The organism is Acinetobacter sp. ANC 4173 (genome assembly GCF_004331255.1).
GTDB lineage: Bacteria > Pseudomonadota > Gammaproteobacteria > Pseudomonadales > Moraxellaceae > Acinetobacter.
Genome location: NZ_SJOF01000001.1, coordinates 74,032 through 94,854, shown reverse-complemented (window position 1 = coordinate 94,854; position 20,823 = coordinate 74,032). Strand labels below are relative to the sequence as shown.

Genomic DNA, 20,823 nt, shown 5'->3' with positions numbered 1-20,823 from the left:
TAAATCCCCCTTTACTAAGGGGGACTTCACCCCTCTTTAGGAAAGAGGAGTCGGGGGAGATTTCTTAGTCACCATTTTTCAGTTCAATGTTGATACCTAAAGAACGGATCTCTTTGGTCAATACGTTGAACGATTCAGGCATACCTGGGTCCATATAATGGTTACCATCTACAATGTTCTTATAGATACGAGTACGACCTTCAACGTCATCCGACTTCACAGTAAGCATTTCTTGCAGTGTATAAGCTGCGCCGTAAGCTTCAAGTGCCCAGACCTCCATCTCACCGAAACGCTGACCACCAAACTGAGCTTTACCACCCAATGGCTGTTGCGTTACTAATGAGTAAGAACCAGTAGAACGTGCATGCATCTTGTCGTCAACCAAGTGGTTCAACTTGAGCATGTACATATAACCTACAGTTACAGGACGGTCGAAACGTTCACCTGTACGTCCATCATATAATACGGTTTGACCCGAGCGTGGAATTTCAGCCAGCTCTAGCAACTCTTTGATTTGAGCTTCTTCAGCACCATCAAACACAGGGGTTGCTAAAGGCACACCAGCGCGTAAATTACCCGCCAAGATTAGAATCTCGTCATCAGTTAAGCTGTCTAAATCTTCTTGCTGACCGCCCACTTTGTTGTAGATCTTGTCTAGGAAAATACGTAGCTCAGCAATTTCACGCTGTTGTTTGAGCATCTTATCAATTTGCTCACCCAAACCTTTCGCAGCCATACCCAAGTGAGTTTCAAGAATCTGACCCACGTTCATACGTGACGGTACACCCAATGGGTTTAGTACGATATCAACTGGTACACCATTGGCATCATGCGGCATGTCTTCAACTGGCAAGATGTTAGAAACAACACCCTTGTTACCGTGACGACCCGCCATCTTATCACCAGGCTGGATACGACGTTTAACGGCAAGGTAAACCTTAACAACTTTCAATACGCCAGTTGTAAGTTCGTCGCCTGTAGAAAGTTTGCGTTTTTTCTCAGCAAATTTCTCGTCAATTTCAAAGCTCTTCTCTTTCAAGAACACTTGAATTTGCGTTAGACGCTCAGCAATGGCTTCATCGCTTGGCTGGATTTCAAGTAAATCAACCAACTCTAAACCAGACAACATATCTTCAGACAGTTTGTCGCCACGCTTCGTACCGCCACCGCCATTCGATTCTTGACCTGTCAACAAGCGAACAACACGTTCACGAGCTGCTTCTTCGAAGATTTTGTATTCTTCTTTCAAGTCTTTACGGTAAGCATCTAATTGAGCTTTTTCAATTGCTTGTGCACGTTCATCTTTTTCAAGACCATCACGAGTAAACACTTGAACGTCAATCACTGTACCTTTGGTGCCAGATGGAACACGTAAAGAAGAGTCTTTAACGTCAGCCGCTTTTTCACCAAAAATTGCGCGAAGCAGTTTTTCTTCTGGTGTTAATTGCGTTTCACCTTTAGGCGTTACTTTACCGACAAGAATGTCACCCGCAGCAACTTCAGCACCGATATATACGATACCTGATTCATCTAGCTTAGACAGTGCAGCTTCACCCACATTCGGGATATCAGCAGTAATTTCTTCAGCACCCAATTTGGTATCACGTGCAACACACGATAATTCTTGGATATGAATCGACGTTAAGCGATCTTCTTGAAGGACACGCTCAGAAAGCAAGATCGAGTCTTCATAGTTATAACCGTTCCATGTCATGAACGCGACGCGCATGTTTTGACCTAGCGCAAGTTCACCACCATCAGTCGATGGACCGTCAGCCAATACATCACCACGAGCAACTTTGTCACCCATGCGTACCACAACGTTTTGGTTGATACATGTATTTTGGTTAGAACGTGTATATTTGATCAGGTTGTAGATATCTACGCCCGCTTCACCCGCAATCATTTCTTCTTCGTTGACACGAATCACGATACGAGAAGCATCCACGTATTCAATCGCACCACCACGGTTTGCGATAACACACACACCTGAGTCACGCGCTACGTTTGCTTCCATACCAGTACCAACAAGTGGCTTGTCCGCCAATAATGTTGGAACAGCCTGACGCTGCATGTTCGAACCCATTAATGCACGGTTCGCATCATCGTGTTCAAGGAATGGAATAAGTGATGCAGCAACAGAAACAACCTGCTGAGCAGATACGTCCATATGCGTCACTTTTTCAGGTGGCATACGTACGAAATCACCTTGATGACGTACAGAAACAAATTCTTCAGTCAAGTGATTCTCTGCATCAACTGCAGAGTCGGCTTGTGCAATGACTGTGCCTACTTCTTCAATCGCAGATAAGTATTCAACTTCATCCGTTACACGGCCATCAACAACTTTACGGTATGGAGTTTCCAAGAAACCGAAGTTATTACATTTTGCATAAACAGATAGCGAGTTGATCAAACCAATGTTTGGACCTTCAGGCGTTTCAATTGGACATACACGACCATAGTGAGTTTGATGTACGTCACGTACTTCAAAGCCCGCACGTTCACGAGTTAAACCACCAGGGCCAAGCGCCGATACACGACGTTTGTGCGTAATCTCAGACAATGGGTTGTTTTGGTCCATAAACTGAGACAATTGGCTTGAACCAAAGAATTCTTTGATTGCAGCTGCAACTGGTTTCGCATTGATTAAATCTTGCGGAGACAAATTGTCTGCTTCTGCTTGGCTTAAACGCTCTTTTACAGCACGTTCAACACGAACCAAACCAACACGGAATTGGTTTTCGGTCATTTCACCAACAGAACGAACACGACGGTTACCCAAGTGGTCAATATCATCCACTTCGCCTTTACCGTTACGAATTTCAACCAATGTTTTTAATACATCAGTGATATCGCTGTTCGAAAGAATACCTTCTACTTCACGTGACTTCTGGTCAGTTCCCACTTCGTAAGGACGACCCAAACGACGGTTAAACTTCATACGACCAACTGGCGATAAATCATAACGCTCAGAAGAGAAGAACAAGTTATTGAATAGGTTTTCAGCTGCTTCTTTTGTTGGTGGCTCACCTGGACGCATGACTTTGTAGATTTCAACAAGCGCTTCTTCACGCCCTGTTGTTGTATCTGCACGTAAAGAATCTGCAATGAACGAACCACGGTCAATGTCATTCGTGAACAGCATATTGAACTGTTTCACGCCGCCTTCAGCCAATTTCACCATAATTTCATGGCTTAATAAGGTGTTCGCAGCAATGACATCGCCATCACGTAAAGTGATATCTTCAGCAGTGATACGCTCATATAAATATTCGTCTGGAACAGAAAGCTTAGTTAAGCCTGAAGCTTCCATTTGACGTACATGACGCGCATTAATACGTTTACCTTGTTCAACAATCACTTTACCATCATTATCGGTAATGTCGAATTGTGCCATTTCGCCACGCAGACGTTCTGGAACAAGGTCAATCTGATAGCTACCCATATCTAAATAGACAGGTACTTTCTCGTAGAATAAGTCTAGAATTTGTTCGTTGCTATAACCCAATGCACGAAGTACCACAGTCGCAAGCAATTTACGACGACGGTCAATACGGACATAGACTAAATCTTTCGCATCAAATTCAAAATCTAACCATGAACCACGGTAAGGGATAATACGTGCTGAATAAAGCACTTTACCGCTTGAGTGAGTTTTACCCTTATCATGATCAAAGAACACACCAGGTGAACGATGTAACTGAGATACGATTACACGCTCAGTACCATTAATAACGAATGTCCCGTTATCCGTCATGAGTGGCATTTCACCCATGTACACTTCTTGCTCACGCACGTCTTTGATTGATTTCGTTTCACGATCTTTAATGATCAAACGAATTTTTACACGCATTGGTGCCGCATAAGTTGAGCCACGAAGAATACATTCGCGAACATCAAACTCCGGCTTACCAAGGCTATACTCAACAAATTCTAGAGCAGCATTGCCAGAATAACTTTCTATAGGAAAAACTGAACGAAATGCGGCTTGGAGACCGATATCTTCGCGGTTTTTTGGTGATTTGCCATCTTGCAAGAACGTTCTGTACGAGTCGACTTGAATCGCGAGCAAGTACGGAGCATCCATAACACTAGGCAATTTACCAAAATTCTTACGGATCCGTTTCTTTTCGGTATATGAGTATGCCATCTGGAGTCCTCGGAAAGTAAACTAAACCCGCCTGCAGAACGGGTTTAGAAGGAATTACGCAGGCCGATATGGCCACCACTGTTTACAAATGCTGCAATTTTTAGTGGTATTAAAACGCTTAACAATATTTTTTGAATGGAAAAATATTGGTAAGCGTTTAAAATTTGTCTTTATTGTTTAAATTTGATGGTTTTTAAACCAATCAAATTGAAGTCGAGCCGATTATTGTAACGCAAAAAGGCTGATGACCCAAGAGCCATCAGCCAATTTGTGGGGGTGAAATTAATATTTCTCCCCCTGGTAACATTACTTAATAGTAATAGTAGCACCAGTTTCTTCAAGTTTTTTCTTAAGTTCTTCAGCTTCTTCTTTAGAAACTGCTTCTTTAAGAACTGAAGGAGCGCCTTCAACTAAATCTTTAGCTTCTTTCAAGCCAAGACCAGTGATTTCACGAACTGCTTTAATTACCGCTACTTTGTTCGCGCCGAAAGAAGTCAACTCAACGTTGAATTCTGATTGCTCTTCAACAGCAGCAGCAGCAGGACCAGCAGCTACAGCTACAGCAGCAGCAGATACGTTGAATTTTTCTTCAAAAGCAGAAATAAGTTCTACAAGTTCAAGAACAGTTTTTTCAGCAACTGCGTTTAGGATTTCTTCGTTTGTTAAAGCCATGAGATTAATTCCAAATGGGTATTGAATGATGTGTGTTTAAGTTTGAGCTTATGCAGCTTCTGACTCGTTTTTCTCTTGAAGCGCTGTAAGTAAGCGACCCAATTTCGAAATAGGAGCCTGAAGAACGCTTGCAAGCATAGTAAGCGCTTTCTCTTGGTTTGGAAGATTCGCGATAACGCTAACTTCTGCGCCTTGATAAAGTTTGCCTTCAAATGCAGCAGCTTTAAGTTCAAATGCTTTGTTAGTTTTCGCAAATTCTTCGAATAAGCGTGCCGCAGCACCCATATCATCTGCAGAAGTTGAGAAAGCTAAAATTGTTGGGCCAACAAGGTTGTCGTTCAAGATATTAAAAGGAGTATCTTGAAGAGCGCGTTTAGCCAAAGTATTACGTACAACACGTGTAGCAACACCCAACTTACGAGCTTCAACACGAAGAGCAGTTAATTGCTCAACAGTTAAACCTTGGTAGTCAGCAACAACAGCAGCAAACGCAGTAGAAGCAACTTCAGTTACTTCAGCAACGATCTGTTTTTTGCCTTCGATAAGAAGAGCCATTGTAAAACCTCCTAACGGTGATTTATGTACCCGAATACACAGATACACTCCCAATTCGCAAGTTCATCACTGAACTTACACGCGGAGGATGAACAAATCACACCACCGCGTCTACTCAGGCTGGAAAATTAAGAAAGCAATCGAAATCACTCTCGCCTGAGGTCTTTGACGCTGATAAATTAAATTTATCAATTCAAAGTTTGCCTAAGTTCCGCAAGAGACTGAGCGTTTCTTGCGTAATTTTTGAAGCAGTGCTTCAAAAATTACTCAGGGCTTTAAAATTCTGTCTAAGTAAAAACTTAGTTAGAAACGTTGTTTACATCAACAACAAGACCAGGACCCATAGTTGAGCTCAAAGTGATCTTTTTGATGTATACGCCTTTAGAAGTTGCAGGCTTTAACTTTTTCAAGTCTGCAATCAAAGTTTCAACGTTTTGACGAACAGCTTCAGCAGAGAAGTCTACTTGACCGATCGCAGCATGGATAATACCCGCTTTGTCTACACGGTAACGTGCTTGACCAGCTTTAGCATTTTTAACTGCACCAGCAACGTCTGGAGTTACAGTTCCCACTTTCGGGTTTGGCATCAAACCACGTGGACCAAGGATTGTACCTAACTTACCTACAACGCGCATTGCATCTGGAGCAGCAATAACTACATCAAAGTCAAGGTTACCTTGTTGAATGCTTTCAGCCAAGTCATCAAAGCCAACGATGTCCGCGCCTTCAGCTTTAGCAGCTTCAGCAGCAGCGCCTTGAGCAAACACAGCAACACGTACAGTTTTACCAGTACCTGCAGGAAGTGTAGTCGCGCCACGAACAACTTGGTCAGATTTACGAGGGTCAACACCTAGGTTTACCGCAACATCCAAAGATTCTTTGAATTTCGCAGCAGGAAGACCAGCAAGAACAGCGACTGCTTCTTCTAAAGTGTAAACTTTGTTTGCTTCAATAGCAGCAGCAATGGCTTTTTGACGTTTAGTTAACTTTGCCATGTCTTATAGCTCCACTTCCAAGCCCATAGAACGTGCAGAACCAGCGATGGTACGAACACGTGCGTCTAAATCAGCACCAGTTAAATCTGGTTCTTTAGTAGTCGCGATTTCTTCCAATTGAGCACGAGTCAACTTACCAACTTTAGTTTTGTTAGGTACAGATGAACCCTTTTGAATACCAGCAGCTTTCTTAAGAAGAATAGATGCAGGTGGAGTTTTCATGATGAATGTGAACGACTTATCGTTGTACACAGTGATCACGACTGGAATTGGCAAACCAACTTCAAGTTTTTGTGTTGCAGCATTGAATTCTTTACAGAATGCCATGATGTTAACACCACGTTGACCTAATGCAGGACCAATCGGTGGAGATGGATTCGCTTTACCAGCTGGAACTTGCAGCTTGATATAGCCGTCAATCTTCTTAGCCATTTCAAATTACCTCTGGGTACAAACGCCTTTTACAGCTCCCCAATATTTCATGTAGTGATAACCACCACAACAACAATGCCCGATTGAATAAATCGGGCGTTTTTAACCAATTCAGATTAAATTGTTTTTTCGACTTGACGAAATTCCAATTCAACTTGAGTTGGTCGATTAAATACATTAATCGTCAACGTCAAACGTGACTTATCGTAAAGAACTTCTTCCACCACGCCTTTAAAGTCGGTGAATGGACCATCAATTACGAGTAATTCTTCGCCTGGTTCAAACATCGTCTTCGGACGAGGTGCTTCACCAGTATTGCGTACACGAGCAAGAATCGCATCTGCTTCTTTTTGCGTAATTGGTGCAGGTTTTTCTGCCGTACCACCGATAAAACCTAAAACTTTAGGGCACTCTTTTACGATATGCCAAGTTTCATCATTCATTTCCATTTCGACCAATACATAGCCAGGAAAGAATTTACGCTCAGACTTACGTTTTTTACCATCCTTCATTTCTACCACTTCTTCGGTAGGAACAAGGACTTCACCAAAGCTATCGGCTACAGCGCTACGCTGGATTCGATCATTAAGTGAACGCATCACTTGTTTTTCATAACCTGAATAGGCATGAATAATGTACCAACGTTTCATAGCTCTCTTACCCGATAATAAACTTCATTAACCAGCCTAAAATATAGTCAAAACACCATAATAAAATGGATGCTACAACGACTACTGCAAGTACTTGCCACGACGTAGTGACCGTCTCTTGCTTGGTTGGCCATGTGACACGACGCAATTCAATACGCGCATCTTTTAGCAAACGAACAAAGCCTTTGCCTTGATGGGTGGCGTATAATAAACCCAAAGCCACAACGATACAAGACAAAATTACACCAACACGCACCCAAATATTATTTGCTGGTGCCCAATATGCTGGCAAATGCTGATTTACCATGGTTGCACCAATGATTAAAATCAATGCAATAATCCACAGCACAACATCTAATGGTGAGCCAGAATTAACAACTTCAGCAGAATTATTTCTTTGAGGGATTGGCGCGTCGCTTAATGCGTCACGCGATTTATCATTCGACATTTTTTTACTCGTCGTAGAATTCGCGATTTATTATATGACCAGTTTAGCCAGCATCAAGCTCTTTTACTAAAAAAGTGGCAGGCCAGGAGGGACTCGAACCCCCAACATTCGGTTTTGGAGACCGACGCTCTACCAATTGAACTACTAGCCTGCAGTGTAAGTCGAGAATCGAAATTCTCGACTTAAAACTTATGTACCTATTATGCAGTTACTTTCGCAACAACACCAGCACCTACTGTACGACCACCTTCACGGATCGCAAAACGTAGACCTGGGTCCATTGCGATTGGGTGGATTAATTCTACTGACATTTCAACGTTGTCACCAGGCATTACCATTTCAACGCCTTCTTGTAATTGGATTGCACCAGTTACGTCAGTCGTACGGAAATAGAATTGTGGACGGTAACCGTTAAGGAATGGAGTATGACGACCACCTTCTTCTTTAGAAAGTACGTATACTTCTGCGTCGAATTTAGTGTGTGGCTTGATTGTACCTGGTTTAGCAAGTACTTGACCACGTTGTACGTCTTCACGCTTAGTACCACGAAGAAGAACACCACAGTTCTCGCCCGCACGACCTTCGTCAAGAAGTTTACGGAACATTTCAACGCCAGTAACTGTAGTTGTTTGAGTATCACGGATACCAACGATTTCAACTGATTCGCCTACTTTCACGATACCAGCTTCTACACGACCAGTTACTACTGTACCACGGCCAGAAATAGAGAATACGTCTTCGATTGGCATTAAGAATGCTTTATCGATAGCACGTTCTGGTTCTGGAATATAAGAGTCAAGCGCTTCAACAAGAGCAAGAACTGAAGACTCACCGTACTGACCAGCATCGCCATTAAGCGCAGCAAGAGCAGAACCACGGATAACTGGAGTGTCATCACCTGGGAAGTCATAAGTAGAAAGAAGTTCACGAACTTCCATTTCTACTAATTCAAGTAATTCTTCGTCGTCAACAAGGTCGCATTTGTTTAAGAATACGATGATGTAAGGTACACCAACCTGACGTGAAAGAAGGATGTGTTCACGAGTTTGTGGCATTGGACCGTCAGTCGCAGCACACACAAGGATCGCGCCATCCATCTGAGCAGCACCAGTAATCATGTTTTTAACATAATCGGCGTGGCCCGGGCAGTCTACGTGAGCGTAGTGACGGATTGGAGAATCGTATTCTACGTGTGAAGTATTAATTGTAATACCACGTGCTTTTTCTTCAGGAGCAGAGTCGATTTGTGAGTAATCTTTCGCTTCACCGCCGTAAGTTTTTGCACAAATAGTTGCAATCGCAGCAGTTAAAGTAGTTTTACCATGGTCAACGTGACCGATTGTGCCCACGTTTACGTGTGGCTTATTACGTTCAAACTTAGCCTTAGCCATGTTTATATTCCTCGTTTACGTCGAACACAATTCTGAGAAATGCTCAGCATCGACATATCGCCTAAAAAAGCAGACACCCAATACTTGAAAAGCAGACTAATAAGCCTGCTTTTTAAAATCTTTGTAGAATATCTACTAAACTGTATCTGGAGCTCTTATCGAGATTTGAACTCGAGACCTCTCCCTTACCAAGGGAGTGCTCTACCACTGAGCTATAAGAGCAATCATCTTCGATGGAGCGGGAGACGAGGGTCGAACTCGCGACATGTAGCTTGGAAGGCTACCGCTCTACCAACTGAGCTACTCCCGCTTAATGTTGGTAATTAACCACTTCAATCGAAGTTAATGGTGGTGAGGGAAGGATTCGAACCTTCGAAACTTTCGTAGCGGAGTTACAGTCCGCCCCCTTTGACCGCTCGGGAACCTCACCATTTCACACTTATTTCAGTGTTGTTCTTCACTTCATAACTACACACCCTTAAGATGGTGCCGGCACACGGATTCGAACTGTGGACCTACTGATTACAAGTCAGTTGCTCTACCAACTGAGCTATGCCGGCTCTTTCTTAGTGTTTCGTACGTTTCGTATCGGAACGGTGTGCAGTTTAGCAAAACTTAGAATCCTTGCAAGTGTTTTTTTCAAAAAAAACGTTAAAAACTCATAAAATCAATCCATTTGATGATAATTCAACCGCTTTGATCACTGCGCGAGCTTTTATTTGGGTTTCATTCCACTCAGATTCAGGATTTGAGTCCACAACAAGACCGGCACCCGCCTGAACAAAGACCTTATTTTCACGAATAACACAGGTTCGAATCGCAATCGACATGTCCATTTCGCCATGCCAGCCTAAATAACCAACAGCACCACCAAAAACACCACGTTTTACCGGCTCTACCTCATCAATAATTTCCATAGCGCGGATTTTGGGTGCGCCAGATAAAGTCCCTGCTGGAAAAGTTGCTTTAAAAACATCCAAAGCATCCACATCATCACGAACTTCACCTTGCACATTAGAGACAATATGCATCACATGCGAATAACGTTCGATCACCATTTGATCAGTCACTTGTACTTTGCCAATTTTAGAGACACGACCGACATCATTACGTCCCAAATCAATCAGCATTAAATGCTCTGCAATTTCTTTTTCATCTGAAAGTAGATCTTTTTCTAAGGCTAAATCTTCTTCTTTGGTTTTACCGCGAGGACGTGTGCCTGCCAAAGGACGAACCGTGGCAATGCCATTTTCTAAACGAGACAAGATTTCAGGTGAAGAACCGACAATATGGAACGGCTTCTGATCTTCTAATGTCCGTCCTTGTACCAAGAACAAATAGGGCGATGGATTCAAGTGACGTAAAGCACGATAGACCTGTAAAGCCTCACCATCAAAATCAGAGACCATGCGATGTCCAGGCACCACCTGCATCACATCCCCTGCACGAATGTATTCTTTCACCGTCTCAATCGATTCAAGAAACTTGTCTTTACCCGTCAATGATTCAAAATGCGGTGCCGTATGTTTCTTCGCTTGCAAACTAACAGGGGTTGCTAGCAACCTTTCTAATATATCGAGCTGAGTTTGCGCTTTAAAGTAAGCTTCTGGATCATTCACATCGGCATGCACAATCAAAAACAGGGTGTCTTTGAGGTTATCAAACACGATTACAGTTTTAGACAGCATCATCCAGATATCTGGCAAGCCTACTGGATCGGCTTCAGGCACATTATTGAGGCGTGGTTCAATATAACGCACCGCATCATAGCCAAAATAACCCACTAAACCGCCTGTAAAGTTTGGCAAAGCAGGTAAATCTGCTTGTGTAGGCACTTTAAATTGCGATAGAAAATCACGAATGTATTGGAATGGGTCGGCACAGGCTTGCTTTTCATGTGAACCATTGACATGTTTAATGGTGAGTTGACCCGCATTACAGGAAAACACGGTCGATTCACCCAAACCAATAATCGAATAGCGCGCCCAGTTTTCACCCCCCTCAACCGACTCGAATAAGTAGGCTTGCTGATGACCCTTTAGACGGGCAAAAACAGATAATGGAGTTTCGGTATCAGCCAAACGCTGACGATAAACAGGAATTAGGTTATAGCCTTGTGCTTTTAATTGCTCGTATTGCACTTGAGTCGTCATGAGGTTCTCTCTAAATTTCGATTGGGGTCCATTCAATTTTTCGTTACATCAGACTGAGCGACGCCATCGAAAAGCTTTACAACGACTCATGTGTCATTATTCCTTATCTACAAATTACGTTTTGATTAATTCTCTTAAATCATCCACCACTTGTTGTGGCTGGCAATCCTGTATATCTTCACCATGATTATAACCATAGCTTACGACAATACAATCAATACCCGCACGCCGTGCTGCCTCGACATCATTACTTGAATCACCAACCATTAAGGTTTGAGATTTCTCAAATTGATATTCTTCAACACAGTGTAACAGTTGACGTGGATGTGGCTTACGTTCTTCAAAACGGTCGCCACCAATCACATCGACAAAGTATTTAGACATGCCCAAAACTTCGACAATCATACGTGCAGGCTGTTCAGGCTTATTGGTGACACACACCATTTTTTTATTGTGTTGCAAGCCCCATTCTAGAAATTCCAGAATGCCTTGAAATGGACGTGTTTCGACACAAGGCTCTGCATTGTAAATTTTTAAAAAAGTGTCGAGCAGTTGTCGGTGCTGTGCAGGATCAACCTCACCCGTGAGATATTGCAACGTACTGTGGCAAAAGATAGATGTGCCCTTACCCACCCAAACGCGAACTTGCTGCTCGGTCACCAAAGGGAGTTGGAGTACATTAAGACTCATATTCATCGCACGATATAAATCAGTCGCTGAATCGACCAAGGTTCCATCCAAATCAAATAAAATGAGTTCACGGCGATCTAATTGTGCAATATTCATAAGCAGCTCGAATGATTCAGATATAAAAAAGGCATGCCGCAGCATACCCTTATTGTAGGCAATTCCCAGATTATTTAAACATCACCCAAGTGAGGATTGCCAAAATCACCAAAACAATAATCGTAATTAAACCCAGTGAGGCGTTCTTCTGCTGTGTGCGTTCTTCTTCTACACGAGAAACGGGTTGCTCAACGGGAACGGGTTCAGGCTCTGGGGTCACTTGAGATAAATCTATCCCTTCAGGAATTGGTGCAGGCTTTGGCACAGAGACATTCTGAGGCATTCCATCACGAGTTAACTGCACATTGCCATCACGCTCAGTCAGGCTTGGCATCCCCTGTTCATTCATGTGTTGTGCTGCTGATTTCTCTGCTGCCGTTTCAGACGGTGCAACAGCTTCAGCAGGTTGCTGCACTTCAATCTCTTCTTGCTCAACCGTCTCTACTGCTGGTGCGGGTGCAAAGACTGCAAATTTAAAGCTTGCAAACTGGACAACATCCCCATCCTGCAACTGACTTTCATTTTCAATTTTTGCTTCATTCACAAAAGTGCCATTCGATGAGTTTAAATCCTGCACCCATAACGCCTGCTCTTTTAACAACAGTGCTGCGTGTTTACGTGACACCTCTGCCGATTGTAACAATACGTCTGCATCCTGATGGCGCCCAACCAACATATCACGGTCAATATTGATCTCTTGCCCCGTAAATTCGCCTGTAATTGCCTGTATCTTCCAAGTCATCACATTATCTCTTTATGATTTTGCCTCATCATACCATGCAACTTATAGATTTCAATTTGGATACCTTATTGGCATTACGAAGCTGGATGCACACGAATTGTGGTCACTGTGTTTTTGGTTCTTTCTACTTCCGACTTTGGCAAAGGACTACTGGTGATTGGCGGTTCAATTGCCACAGGTGTTGTTACAGTCGTGGCATTGGAGGTCTGTGCCCCTGATGGAACTGCTTGGTAAGGACTGGTGCGTGGTGCACCTGGTGTCACTGGTAAGCGCTGCATGTAAACATCATCCACCTGCTCAGGCAACTTGGCAAAGCCTCCATCTTTATCAAGCGCCAATTGCAAGCTATAAAGCTGACTATAACGTTGTTGAGCTAAACGACGAACATCATTACCTCCACCCACAATGGTTGGGTGGATAAAGACCAATAAATTGCGTTTCTGATTCGATTTTGAGTCCGATCTAAATAAACGACCTACTCCGGGAATCGCACCTAGCCCCGGAACCGATTGACGACTATAAATCGAGTTATCCGAAATTAAGCCACCCAAAACCACCGTTTGACCATGCTCTGCCAAAATTGAGGTTTTGATTGCCCGTTTGCTGGTCACCAAGTCCGAAGCCTGACCTTTACTATTTTTAACCCCAGAAACTTCTTGTTCGACTTCCAAACGTACCGTGCCATCTTCCCCAATGTGTGGAATCACTTTCAGCGTCACACCAACATCTTTACGTTCGATAGTGGTATAAGGATTGACCGTACCACCTGTACCCGTACTGACTGAACCTGTCACAAAAGGCACGTTTTCACCTACCACAATGTAGGCTTCTTCATTATCCATCGTGACAATCGAAGGTGTTGAAAGTAAATTGGATTTGGTATTTTCTTTGAGTGCCTGAATCAGCGCACCATAAAGTTGACGTGACCCATCACTACCCTCTTTATAATCACCGAGCACCAATGAACTGCCTGCACTTGTGAGCGCCTGACCCAAGCCTGAAGCTCCACCACTCAAATAACCCGCAGCGAGACTGGCTAAGCTTGAACCCACGTTATCAAAACTGACTAAACCCACACCACTGCTAATGTCACCCAAAGCCCATTGCACCCCCAATTGATCGGCATCGGAACCTTCTACTTCAATAATTGCGGCTTCAATTAAGACCTGTTGACGGCGGACATCGAGCTGTTGAATCGCAGACTCAATTTCTCGCATCAACTGCGGATCTGCTTTGACCACCAATGCATTTTGTGAACTATCGGCAATAATACTGATCTCATTGGCATTAAAACTGGTGATGTTGCTCTGATTACCTCCAGAAGAACTGCCCCCCAAATTAATTGCTGGTGTCGAAATACTTGACGATGAACCATTGTTTGTCATCGTGTTCGCACTCCCCATCATATTATTGTTGGTATTCGATGCTCCATTCGTTCGACTCTCTGACCCTGATACTGCTTGCCCAGTGACCAAACCCTGTAAAATTTCAGCTAAATTTTTTGCACTGGCATACTTTAAACGAAAAACTTTCAAGCCACCCAATCGGTCTGCCGCAGGCACATCCAACATTTCAATCAACTGGCGCAAACGTTTGCGTGTTGCCGTATCACCTTTAATTAAAATGCGATTGGTGCGATTGTCCGCAATCACACGCACTCGTGCACCTTTTAAATCTTTGGCTGCGCCTGTTGCCGTCATGGAATCTAATAAGCCAATCATTTCCTCGGCTTGACTAGATTGTAAGGTAATCGCTTCTATATCGTGTTGATCGGTGCCATCTAAATTACGAATGATGGTTTCCAACTGATAAATATTACTGGCACGATCTGACACAATCAGCGCGTTGGCACCCGGTACTGCCGACAAATTTGCAAACTGCGGCATTAATGGACGCAAGGCGGGAATTAAATCATTGGCATTGGTATTTTCCAGCCAAATCACACGCGTGACAATTTGATCCCCCCTAGCGCGATTTTTAGCATCGTAGGGAATGCCTGAACTTTTTACGTTACTGTCTGGAACAATTTTCACAGTATTGCCTGATGGGATTGCCACCACGCCATTCACATTGAGTACACCCAAAAATAAATCGTAAACTTCACTTTTATTGAGTGGTTTATTGGAAATCACCGTCACATTGCCACGTACGCGCGGATCAACTGCAAAATTTTTCCCTGTAATATCGGCCACTTCATTAATAAACGCCGTTAAGTCCGCATCACGTAAGTTGATTTTCCATGTTTGTGCATAGGCACTGCTACTCACGGCAGCAATCAGAGGTGCACTTGCGAGCAAAGCCCAAACTGGACGATTATTATGAAATAAAGCCATATACTTCTGTGTTTCCTAACCCTATGGGCGATTTCTCATCATTTAAAAATTTTGTTGTATGGTCATCACCTGATCACCACGTTTTATTTCAAGTTTGACTTGGCCTGCTTGTTTAGCCCGTTCAAGTAATTGTGCATCATTCTGTCCCTGCCCCACACTTTGACCATTTAAGGACAAAATTCGGTCTCCAGGTTGTAATCCAAGCGTATTCCGTAAAGCTGAAGGCGTTTTACTGGTGACCTCATAGCCTTCACCCTTCGCTGCACCCACCCCCATATCAGCCAAAAACTGGTCACGATTTTGCTGCATTTGTTGCACTGCCTGCCCCAAAGCATTTTGAGTCGATTGCGATGAATTTGCCGTCGGCAGCGATGCTGCAGGTGGAACAATCGGTTGATTTAAACCATTGGCAATTCGATTAAATGCAACTTGTTGGCTTTGTCCTGTGGAGTCACGTAATACCACATGATCCCAATACACCTCGGCCAATTGATAAGCTGTGCCTGCTAGTGTTTCCCCGACCCGATAACGGTCAGCCACCTCATTGACTTTAATGACTGCAGAGGAATATTGACTCGGATAGGACACCACCACCCCTTGTAGAACAAAATTGGCAAGCGTTGCACCACTCGAAACATTATTTTCCTGAAATAAAGAAAATGCCGAAATATTGGGAACTTGAGGTTGCTGTGAACCTAACTCTACACGTTCTAATTGCATAGGCATTGGCGGAGCAACCCACAACCACAATATACTGGCCAATTTCCAGCTTAAATATGTCAATAATGCTGCCAATAGCCACGGTGCAAAACGATTGAATTGTGCACCATTCAAATACTGTAACTTCTCTTTGACCGATCTCATTACATCCCCCCTTTCAACAGGGGCTGACGAGAACTCACGACATAGGTATCTAAACCTGCTTTACCTTGATATGACGGCACATTCATCAACATGCGTTGAGTCATCTGCACATCCAGCATGAAATTCTTATCCAAAAGCAGGTTTATCATTTTTTGATCACGCTGATCTCGTACATCAACCATCAACACTTGATCTCGATCACTGAAGCTTCCTTTTAATGAAGGAATATGCATTTGCTCTTGGCGTTGCGCAAAGCTATACGTCAGCTCACCGCCAAGCCACTGCACGATACCCTCTGCTTGTTGAAAGCCTTGTTCTTTTTGATATTTAAACTGTAGATCTTGAACTTGAATCGGATTACTGGGCCATTGCCAATCAGCAATCCGTTTTAATGTTTCTGGGGCAATTTCACCAGATACTGCTTTCACCGTCCAACGTTGACCCAAACCATATCCCACAGTGCCTTGCAATTGGGTACGCCCGCTGTGGACATCCACCTGAGCACCTAAACGAAGCAACAATAAATCTAAAGGGCGCACCTTCCAATTCAATGAGCCTTTTAAACCACCTTGATGCCAATCCGCCTGCCCTTGCCAAATATTACCACTAACATTTTGTAAAACTTGATTATTTTTATAAAATTTAGAAATGAGCCATGCTGCAGGAATTTGCAGCACTACAAAAAATAAAAATGTACTTAACGCAAAAATCCACCATGCGAGGTGCTTATTTTTTTTTGTCATCCCAACACAACCAACATCACTATTTTTATTCCCTAAATATGTATTTTATCTTTGTCACCCATTATGCACACTTTTTTATCATCGCCAATTCATCGATATAAAAAAACCAAGCAGTTTTGCTTGGTTTAAATAATTTAATCAGATTGCATGACAATCTCATGAAGGCTAGATGAGAAAATCCTCAAGTTTTGCGCCTTTTTCCAATTCAGCCACTAACCAGCGTGGTTGTTTACCACGACCAGTCCAAGTTTCTGATGCATCTGATTTATTGCGATAACGTGGCTCTACAGACTTACGAGTACTTTTCTTACGTTTAGTTGCGCCAAACTCTAAGATTTGCTCAATACTCAAACCCACTTTATCAGCAATATCCATAATCTGAGTATATGCATCTTCAATTGCTTGGTCTTTTTTAGAAACGATTAAGGCTTCCGCTTCTACTTGTAAACGCTTTAACTCTTCTACAGATAAATTACTAATGTCCGGCATCATATTAACTCCATTAAATACGATTTAATTTCTTACACACGAGATTATCATATTTTTATTAATTCGATTATTCAATACTTATATTTAAATTCACTACAAGATTTCAACAGTTAATACAGGTTTTCATAATCTAATATTAAAATAATGATCAAAAATTAAATTAAATGTCCAACACGCTGTTCCATTTTGAGAATCTTCTCACGAATATCATCAGGGATTGCGGTTTTTTGCATATTGTCTTGATCAACACAAACTATCACCGCTTCTGCCATTGCAACCACCGCATCTTGTGCCGTACTAAATAATAGATAACTCATGCGCATTGCACTATTCCGTAATTCATCTACACGAACAGCAACTTTGAGTTGGTCTGGATAAAATACAGGTCGTAAATATTTGCACTGATTTGATGCAACAACCGTCAATACACTTTGCTCAAATATATTTAATGCATCAAAATATTGAATACGTGCGCTTTCAATATAACGATAATACATCACATTATTTACATGCCCAAAAGCATCCATATCCCCCCATGCAACATTTTGCTCATACACGATTGGATATTCATTGAATAACGACATATATTCCCTTAAATCTTAATTTTCATAAAATTCGCATTATTTTCAAAGATCAAATTTAACTGATGAATCAAATCTTCCCGATTTTTCAACGTCGATTTAATCCTTAAATAATTCATGAGCACATTATCAGGATATAAAGTTAATAATGCATCTGCTTTATTTAACCGATCAGTCGCTTCGTAGACATGCCATTTTGCAAAGGTCAAAACAGGTAAAGATGGATATTTCAACTCCCAATCCTGAATATGTTGTTCTACGTCGCTATAATTTGGCACCTGCTTCAACAATTGTTGTTGGAACCACGAATAAAACACCTCAGCATTAAACTGTTGATCGAGTAAATGTAAAGCCAAAGTTTCATGCTGCTGACTTAAGTCAGGTAAACGCGATAATAATTTTAACCACAGCATCTTAATGTGATAGCTACGGGTTTCGATTTCAGCCGACAAATCTAAATAACGTTGTTGCAAATCTTGCAAGTTTTCGGCACTGGCTTGGTCAAACTGTTGTAAAAGTTGCTCTAACCATGCTTGTTTGGTGGCTTCATCTAAATGTCCATATTGCATAGAACGTAAATACAACCACGGAAACTGCACTGCAAACACCCCCCACAGCTCGGTCAAACGTTGCTCATACGCCGCTTGCACATCCTTTAACCAAGGGGATAATTCATGTTGTGTTAAAAATTCAAGATGTGTCAGTGCTTGCTCACCATCTTGCTGTGCCAAATAAACCTGAATCCGTTGAATTTCAGCCAATTCAAATGCCATGGCATGACTCTGACTTAAAACGGACAATGCTTGTGGATATTCCTGCTGCATTAAATACAGCCTTGAATCAATCACACCACGCAACAAACCAGACTGGGTAAATGCATTTTGAATAAATTGCTGTTGTTCCCGACCCGCATCTAACAACCAAATGACGGCCAATTGCTCATAAGGATGCAAGGTTTTGAAGTCATAGATTTCGGTTTGTTTTCTTTGCGCGCGAGAAAAATAGCGTTTTAGCAACAACCAAACCAACTGAAAAATAAAGCCCAGCACAGCCAAAAGCACAAACATGAACCAGACATTACTCTGCAATTGCCATTCGCGCCAATACACATAAACATAGCCTGCACCAAAACCGTAACTCAACACACTAATCACAGCAATCACAATCAGGCATATAAAAGCATAGGCTAAAAGAATCTGCTTCATATTAAGATCCTAGCATTGCACGTGTATTTAAAACTGGCATCGGAATAATATTAAACCCTTTAATCTTCTCCACTTGCTTACGCAGTTTTTGTGCTTGCGCATCAGGTAAAGCCGATAAAATTTGGATAATTTCCGCCAAATCCTTTTGATATTCTAAGTACTGCCCCCGACTTAATGCCTCACGCGCAACCAAGAGGCGCAACTGTACTTCTTTCAGAATGATCGCACGCTGCATCAGTTGTGTGGCTGGTTGCTTGGCTGGTTGTAACTCAAACCAACGTTGCCAGAAAGGACGATCTCCCTCACTGACCGGTTTCATCTGAGCTTGTTTAATTTCTGATGTTAATACCACATCTACTTGTTGTAATAGTTGTTGAATTTGTTGCTGCTGCTCGGTACGTGCTTGTACCGTTTGCTGTATCAATTGTTGATCTTTGCCCATCACCTGATGCAAGCTTTGTTTCAAACTCGGTGCCAAAGCATATTGCTCAATATTGATATTCAGTTGTGCCAACTTTTCCAAAGCAAAATGATATTGCTGTTGCTGCAAAGCAAAATCAACCAAGTCGAGTTGCTGGCGAATCAAAACCATAGGATCGACCTGCAATGTTGTAGTCGATGCCTGCACGCCCGTGCCCGTAGTTGTCACATTCGATGCGTTTGACTCAGGTGGTTTTGGGGTTTGACGCTGCAAAGCAACAATTTGATCATTCAGATTGGCACTATGGGTTTCGAGCTGCTGTAACGTATCCTGCATTGCAACTTGCGTTTGATTGAACTGAAAAATGTCATAGCTTAATTTGGCAATCCATGCCACACAGACCAAAATTAAAACAATTAAAAACTTTTTCATGCATTTCTCGGCATCGCTTGAAGGCATTGCAATATTGTTGCTGTATTTAAATCAGATAATTGATGGAGATGAAATGGTAAATGCTGTTGTCGCTGGGTATTTAACAGCAATTGATACAGTCGCTTACCCAACACCATAAAATGCCCCCGTGCAAGCAACTCTGTATGCGTTTGCATCAACGCCAACCAGTTTAACCAACTGGCTTCACTGCTAATCAGCACACTATAATGCTGATGTTGTTGCAACTGTACGACAACTTGATCAAAATTTTGAATCGTCTGTGCTGGGCAATACCGTTGATACAAAATAAAATTTAAAACAGAGACACCTTGCTGTTGCAAAGTCTCCATCATAAATTGACGCCCACCTTGTCCTCGCCAAAAAGCCACACAAGCAGATGGAGGCAGATCTTGCAACAATGGAATCTGCAACATCCCCTCTGATGTTTCAACCTCGGGCACATGACTAGCTAAGCCATATTGGGCCAGTGCTTGTGCCGTTTTTTCACCGACTGCAATCCACTGCACTTTACTCAAGGCTTGTAGTGACACACCACTTTGCTTTAAGCCCTGCATTCCAAATTCAACCGCCGAAGGACTCACCACCACAATACAGGTCGCCTTGGGTAACTGCTGATACAAATCCTGCAATTCTAATGACCATGCACACGGCTCCAACACCAACAATGGAAGCTCCAAGACTTGAATACCTGCCTGTTGGATGTTTAAGCTGAGCTCGGTCGCGCGAGTGTTCGGGCGGGTATTAATAAATAACATGA

General features: G+C 42.6%; 19 protein-coding genes and 5 tRNA genes. All 24 read right to left on the bottom strand.

The window, feature by feature from the left end; genetic code table 11:
- Positions 1-64: 64 nt before the first annotated feature.
- Positions 65-4,153, bottom strand: coding sequence for a DNA-directed RNA polymerase subunit beta (rpoB, locus tag E0H94_RS00455; protein WP_131324580.1), 4,089 nt, complete (start codon positions 4,151-4,153; stop codon positions 65-67).
- 306 nt (positions 4,154-4,459) lie between these two features.
- Positions 4,460-4,825: a 50S ribosomal protein L7/L12 gene (gene rplL / locus E0H94_RS00450; RefSeq protein WP_116758813.1), complete on the bottom strand. Its 366-nt coding sequence runs from the start codon at positions 4,823-4,825 to the stop codon at positions 4,460-4,462.
- A 48-nt stretch (positions 4,826-4,873) separates the two neighbouring features.
- Entirely contained in the window at positions 4,874-5,380 is a 507-nt protein-coding gene (gene rplJ / locus E0H94_RS00445; protein WP_116758814.1) for a 50S ribosomal protein L10, read from the bottom strand.
- A 299-nt stretch (positions 5,381-5,679) separates the two neighbouring features.
- Positions 5,680-6,375 carry a 50S ribosomal protein L1 gene (gene rplA / locus E0H94_RS00440; RefSeq protein WP_100242784.1) on the bottom strand — a complete coding sequence of 232 codons (696 nt, stop codon included), beginning with the start codon at positions 6,373-6,375 and terminating at the stop codon, positions 5,680-5,682.
- A gap of 3 nt (positions 6,376-6,378) precedes the next feature.
- Positions 6,379-6,807 carry a 50S ribosomal protein L11 gene (gene rplK / locus E0H94_RS00435; protein ID WP_004637639.1) on the bottom strand — a complete coding sequence of 143 codons (429 nt, stop codon included), beginning with the start codon at positions 6,805-6,807 and terminating at the stop codon, positions 6,379-6,381.
- A 116-nt stretch (positions 6,808-6,923) separates the two neighbouring features.
- On the bottom strand, positions 6,924-7,457 hold the full coding sequence (gene nusG, locus E0H94_RS00430; RefSeq protein WP_016168447.1) for a transcription termination/antitermination protein NusG: 534 nt from the start codon (positions 7,455-7,457) through the stop codon (positions 6,924-6,926).
- Positions 7,458-7,464: 7 nt separating this feature from the next.
- Positions 7,465-7,905, bottom strand: coding sequence for a preprotein translocase subunit SecE (gene secE / locus E0H94_RS00425; protein ID WP_131324579.1), 441 nt, complete (start codon positions 7,903-7,905; stop codon positions 7,465-7,467).
- Positions 7,906-7,980: 75 nt separating this feature from the next.
- Positions 7,981-8,056: transfer RNA gene (locus tag E0H94_RS00420), tRNA-Trp, on the bottom strand.
- Positions 8,057-8,105: 49 nt separating this feature from the next.
- A complete protein-coding gene (gene tuf / locus E0H94_RS00415; RefSeq protein ID WP_116763782.1) occupies positions 8,106-9,296 on the bottom strand; it encodes an elongation factor Tu in 1,191 nt (396 codons plus the stop codon).
- A gap of 147 nt (positions 9,297-9,443) precedes the next feature.
- Positions 9,444-9,518, bottom strand: a tRNA-Thr gene (locus E0H94_RS00410).
- 12 nt (positions 9,519-9,530) lie between these two features.
- A tRNA-Gly gene (locus tag E0H94_RS00405) sits at positions 9,531-9,606 on the bottom strand.
- Between the two features lie 36 nt (positions 9,607-9,642).
- Positions 9,643-9,726, bottom strand: a tRNA-Tyr gene (locus E0H94_RS00400).
- A 54-nt stretch (positions 9,727-9,780) separates the two neighbouring features.
- A tRNA-Thr gene (locus tag E0H94_RS00395) sits at positions 9,781-9,856 on the bottom strand.
- Positions 9,857-9,955: 99 nt separating this feature from the next.
- On the bottom strand, positions 9,956-11,449 hold the full coding sequence (trpE, locus tag E0H94_RS00390; RefSeq protein WP_131324578.1) for an anthranilate synthase component I: 1,494 nt from the start codon (positions 11,447-11,449) through the stop codon (positions 9,956-9,958).
- 114 nt (positions 11,450-11,563) lie between these two features.
- The gene (locus E0H94_RS00385) at positions 11,564-12,235 is read right to left on the bottom strand and encodes a phosphoglycolate phosphatase (RefSeq protein WP_131324577.1); all 672 of its coding nucleotides are present in this window, start codon (positions 12,233-12,235) and stop codon (positions 11,564-11,566) included.
- Between the two features lie 70 nt (positions 12,236-12,305).
- A complete protein-coding gene (locus E0H94_RS00380) occupies positions 12,306-12,977 on the bottom strand; it encodes an FHA domain-containing protein (RefSeq protein WP_131324576.1) in 672 nt (223 codons plus the stop codon).
- A gap of 74 nt (positions 12,978-13,051) precedes the next feature.
- Positions 13,052-15,310: a type II secretion system secretin GspD gene (gene gspD / locus E0H94_RS00375; RefSeq protein WP_131324575.1), complete on the bottom strand. Its 2,259-nt coding sequence runs from the start codon at positions 15,308-15,310 to the stop codon at positions 13,052-13,054.
- Between the two features lie 42 nt (positions 15,311-15,352).
- Positions 15,353-16,174 (bottom strand): type II secretion system protein N, encoded by an 822-nt coding sequence (locus E0H94_RS00370; RefSeq protein ID WP_131324574.1) that lies wholly within the window; start codon positions 16,172-16,174, stop codon positions 15,353-15,355.
- Entirely contained in the window at positions 16,174-16,917 is a 744-nt protein-coding gene (gspN, locus tag E0H94_RS00365) for a type II secretion system protein N (protein WP_131324573.1), read from the bottom strand. Before gspN ends, E0H94_RS00370 begins: the two co-directional genes overlap by 1 nt.
- A gap of 165 nt (positions 16,918-17,082) precedes the next feature.
- Positions 17,083-17,409 carry an H-NS family nucleoid-associated regulatory protein gene (locus E0H94_RS00360; RefSeq protein ID WP_116763490.1) on the bottom strand — a complete coding sequence of 109 codons (327 nt, stop codon included), beginning with the start codon at positions 17,407-17,409 and terminating at the stop codon, positions 17,083-17,085.
- Between the two features lie 152 nt (positions 17,410-17,561).
- Positions 17,562-17,990 carry an acyl-CoA thioesterase gene (locus E0H94_RS00355; RefSeq protein WP_131324572.1) on the bottom strand — a complete coding sequence of 143 codons (429 nt, stop codon included), beginning with the start codon at positions 17,988-17,990 and terminating at the stop codon, positions 17,562-17,564.
- An 8-nt stretch (positions 17,991-17,998) separates the two neighbouring features.
- Complete coding sequence (locus E0H94_RS00350; RefSeq protein WP_131324571.1) at positions 17,999-19,192, bottom strand: heme biosynthesis protein HemY; 1,194 nt, start codon at positions 19,190-19,192, stop codon at positions 17,999-18,001.
- A gap of 1 nt (position 19,193) precedes the next feature.
- Complete coding sequence (locus tag E0H94_RS00345; RefSeq protein ID WP_131324570.1) at positions 19,194-20,045, bottom strand: hypothetical protein; 852 nt, start codon at positions 20,043-20,045, stop codon at positions 19,194-19,196.
- Positions 20,042-20,821: a uroporphyrinogen-III synthase gene (locus E0H94_RS00340; protein ID WP_131324569.1), complete on the bottom strand. Its 780-nt coding sequence runs from the start codon at positions 20,819-20,821 to the stop codon at positions 20,042-20,044. The genes E0H94_RS00345 and E0H94_RS00340 overlap by 4 nt, the downstream gene beginning before the upstream one ends.
- Positions 20,822-20,823 lie beyond the last annotated feature (2 nt).